The following is a 4,388-nucleotide window of genomic DNA, read 5'->3' on the forward strand; positions in this document are numbered from 1 at the left end:
GGTGGGGTTGTTCATCAATACGGTGCCGTTGCGGGTGCGGTTGGATCCTGCGGAGTGTCTGGGGGATCTGGTGGTGCGGGTGCAGGGTGAGCGGGCGCGGTTGCTGGCGCACGAGCATCTGGGGCTCGCGGAGATCCAGCGGGTGGCCGGGCACGGCGAACTCTTCGACACCACCACGGTCTTCGAGAACTACCCGGTGGACGGCCAGGCGCTGGCGGCGACCGCCGCCGCGGCCGGACTGCGGCTCGGCACGGCGGACATCAGCAACGCCGGGCACTACCCCGTCACCGTGACCGTCATGCCGTCGGAGCGGCTGCGCTTCCAACTGCGCTACCCCGGTGGCGCCTTCGACGCGGCCACCGCGCGAGCGACCGTCCGGCGGCTGGCCCGGCTCGTACGGCTGACGGCCGCCGAGCCCGGCACACCGGTGGCACGGGCCGAGATCCCCGGGCAGAACGAGAGGCGAACGACCGTGGAGCAGTGGAACGGCACGACAGGCGAGATACCCCCGGGCACCGTCGCGGACCACTTCCGCGCCACCGTCGCCCGCACACCGGACGCCGTCGCCGTGGTGGCGGCCGACGCCCGCCTGACCTTCGCCGAACTCGACGCCAGGGCCAACCGCCTGGCGCACGCGCTCATCGAGGCGGGCGCGGGCCCCGAGACGTACGTGGCCGTCCTGCTGCCCCGCACCACCCAGTGGACGGTCACACTCCTCGCGGTGCTCAAGGCGGGCGCGGCATACGTGCCCCTCGACCCGGAGCAGCCCGCCGAACGCATCGGCCGGCTGCTGGACGCCACGGCCCCCGTCGCCGTCGTCACCCGCACCGAACACGCCCCGGCGTGCGCGGCGGTGAAGGCCGAGCTGTTCGTGCTCGACACCCCCGAGACCCACCAGGCCCTGGCCCGTCATCGCGACGACGACCCGGGCGAGCGGGGCGCGCACGCCGCACACCCCGCCTACGTGGTGCACACCTCCGGCTCGACCGGCGAGCCGAAGGGCGTCGTCGTACCGCACAAGGCCCTCGCCAACCTCTACGCGGGCCACCGCGCCCGGCTGTTCCGGTCCGGCGGGGGCAGGACCCTGCGGGTGGCCCATCTGAGCCCCGCCTCCTTCGACGCGGCATGGAACCCGCTGCTGTGGATGGTCGACGGCCACGAACTGCACATCCTGGACGAGGCGACCCGGCTCGATGCGGACACGGTGGTCGCGCGCGTCCGCGAGCGGCGCCTGGACTTCCTCCAGGCCACGCCCACCTACGTCGACCGGCTCCTCGACGCCGGCCTGCTGCGCGGCGACCACGTCCCCGCCGTCCTCGCCCTCGGCGGGGAGGAGGTCGGCCCCGCCGCCTGGGACCGGCTGGCCGACGCGCCCACGACGGCCTGGAACCTGTACGGCCCCACCGAGTGCGCCGTCGACGTCACGGCCGCCACGATGGGCGCCGGGGACACCCCGCACCTCGGCCGGCCCCTGGCCAACGTCCGGGTCCACGTGCTCGACGCCGCCCTGCGTCCGGTGGCGCCCGGTGTCGTGGGCGAACTCCACGTCGCGGGCGCCGGCCTCGCCCGCGGCTACCTGGGGCGGCCCGACCTGACGGCGGAACGTTTCGTCGCCGACCCGTTCGGCGGCCCGGGCGAGCGGCTCTACCGCACCGGCGACCTGGCCCGCTGGCGGCCGGACGGCACCCTGGAGTTCGCCGGCCGCGCCGACGACCAGGTGAAGCTGCGCGGCTTCCGCATCGAACCCGGCGAGGTGGCCGCCGCCCTGGAGAGCCACCCCTGGGTCGCCGCCGCTGCCGTGACGGTCCGCGAGGACCGGCCCGGGGACCGGCGCCTGACCGCCTACGCCGTGCCGTCCACCGCGTACGCCGCGTCCGCCGCGGACACAGCCCCGGACCTGCGGGCCCACCTGGCGTCCAGGCTGCCCGACCACCTGGTCCCCGCCGCGGTCCAGGTGCTGTCCGAGCTGCCGCTGACCGCCCACGGCAAGCTGGACCGGCAGGCCCTGCCCGCGCCGGACCGGGCCCCGGCTGTTCCCGGCCGCGCACCCGCGTCCGAGCGGGAGGCGGTGCTGCGGCAGCTGTTCGCCGAGGTCCTCGGCGTCGAAGGGGCCGGGGTCGAGGACGACTTCTTCGGCCTCGGCGGGGACAGCATCCTGTCCATGCAGTTGGTCAGCCGCGCCCGCAAGGCCGGACTGACGCTCACGACCCGCGATGTGTTCGAACACCGCACCGCCGCCCGGCTCGCCGCCGCGTCGACCCCGGCGCCGGAGACCGGGCGGGCCGCGCCGGCCGACGACGGGGTGGGCGAGGTCCAGCTCACTCCCGTCATGGTCCGCTTCGCGGAGTCCGGCATCCCTGTGGACGACTACGCCCAGAGCGCCGCCGTCCGCCTGCCCGCCAAAGTCGCCCACCAGCACCTCACCGAGGCCCTGCAGGACCTCATCGACCACCACGACGCGCTCCGCCTGATCCTGGACTCCGACGACGCGGGCTGGATGCTCCGGGTACGGCCGCGCGGCGCCCTCGACGCGGCGACCTGCGTCGAACACCTGGACACCGCCGGGACAGGGGACGCCGGCCACGACGTGCGCGCGCTGAGCGCGCGGGCCACCGCCCGCCTGTCGCCGGGCACCGGATCGGTCGTACAGGCGGTGCACGCCGTCGCGGGCGACGGGCCGGACCTGCTCGTGCTCGCCGTGCACCACCTCGCCGTCGACGGGGTGTCCTGGCGCATCCTGCTCTCCGACCTCGCCGAGGCCGTGCGCTCCCGCGAGGCCGGACAGCGGCCGCGGCTGCCCGAGGTGACGACGTCGCTGCGCACCTGGGCGGACCAGCTGACCGAACAGGCCGCGTCCCGGCGCACCGAACTCGGCCTGTGGAAGGGCATCCTGGAGGCCCCGGACCCGCTCCTCGCCGCCCGGCCCCTGGACCCCGGACTCGACGGGCCCGGCACCCTGCGCCGCAAGGCGCTCACCCTTCCCGACGACCTCGGCCGCGCGGTTCTCGGCGCCGGCTCCCGCACCGACCACGTGCTGCTCGCCGCGCTCGCGGTGGCCGTGCGCGGCTGGCGCGCGGCGCGCGGCCACCGGCACGACACCGGTCTGCTCGTGGACGTCGAAGGACACGGCCGCGCCGAGCACCTGGTGGACGGCGCCGACCTGTCGCGCACCGTGGGCTGGTTCACCAGCGTCCACCCGCTGCGGATCGCGGCCGGCGGACCGGACGCGGACGACGTGGCCCGCATCGCGCTGCGCGAGACCGCCGAGAGCCTCGCGGCCGTTCCGGACGGCGGCGTCGGCTACGGCATGCTGCGCCACCTCAACCCCCGTACCGCGCCCGTGCTGGCACGCCTGCGGGACCCGCAGATCATGTTCAACTACCTGGGCCGGGTGGCCGCGCCGCGCGAGAGCGGATGGTCCGTGCTGGCCGAGGGGTTCGACGCCGTGGACGACACGGGCACGGCGCCCGGCCATGTGCTCGTCCTGGACGCCGTCACCGTGGACGACGGGAGCGGCCCCCGTCTCACCGCCATCTGGTCATGGGCCGGTGAACTGCTCTCCGCCAACGACATCACGGCCCTGGAGACGCTGTGGACCGAGGCCCTGCGCACCTTGACCCGCGACCCGGGCGAGGACTTCGGGGACGGCGGCGACAGCGGCGGTGGTGGCGGGTCGCGTCCCGGCGGCCCGTCGGCACCGGGGTCCGGCCCCGCGCGTCTCGCCCCCGCCGATGTGAGTCTGTCGCCGCTCACCCCGGCCGAGCACGACCATCTCGCGGCCACCGGACCCCGGTCGGCGGCCGTGCTCCCGCTGACCCCGCTGCAAGAAGGGCTGCTCTTCCACCACGCCCTCGGCACGGACGCGCCGGACGTCTACAACGCCCAGGCGAGCGCCGACCTGACGGGCACCCTCGACCCGGCCCGCCTGCGCGCCGCCATGGACGGACTGCTGGACCGCCACCCCAACCTGAAGGCTGACTTCCGGTTCGACGGAGTGCGTACGCCCGTCCAGGTCATCCCGCAGGAGACCCGGGTGCCCTGGACCGAGGCGGACCTGCGGGCACGGCAGGACCCCGAGGCCGACGCCGCGCGCCTGACGGACGAGGACCGCGACCGGCGCTTCGACCCGGCCCACGGGCCGCTGCTGCGCTGCCTGCTGTTGCGTCTCGCCGACGACCGGCACCGGCTCGTCATCACCAACCACCACGTCCTGTGGGACGGCTGGTCCCAGCCGATCCTCTTCCGTGACCTGCTGGAGCTGTACCGCGCGGGGGAGGCGCGGGACCTGCCGGCCGTGCGTCCGTTCCGGGACCATCTGGCGTGGCTGGCCGAGCAGGACCGGGACGCGGCCGTACGGGCCTGGCGCGGCGCCCTCGCCGGCCTCGACG

The 4,388-nt window shown here is 75.7% G+C and carries 1 protein-coding gene; it reads left to right on the plus strand.

The features are described from left to right. Positions 1-4,388 (plus strand): amino acid adenylation domain-containing protein (locus ACZ5GP_RS33925; protein WP_468754516.1); only part of this gene is annotated, 4,388 nt, incomplete at both ends.

Source organism: Streptomyces sp. NPDC031466 (assembly GCF_055581265.1).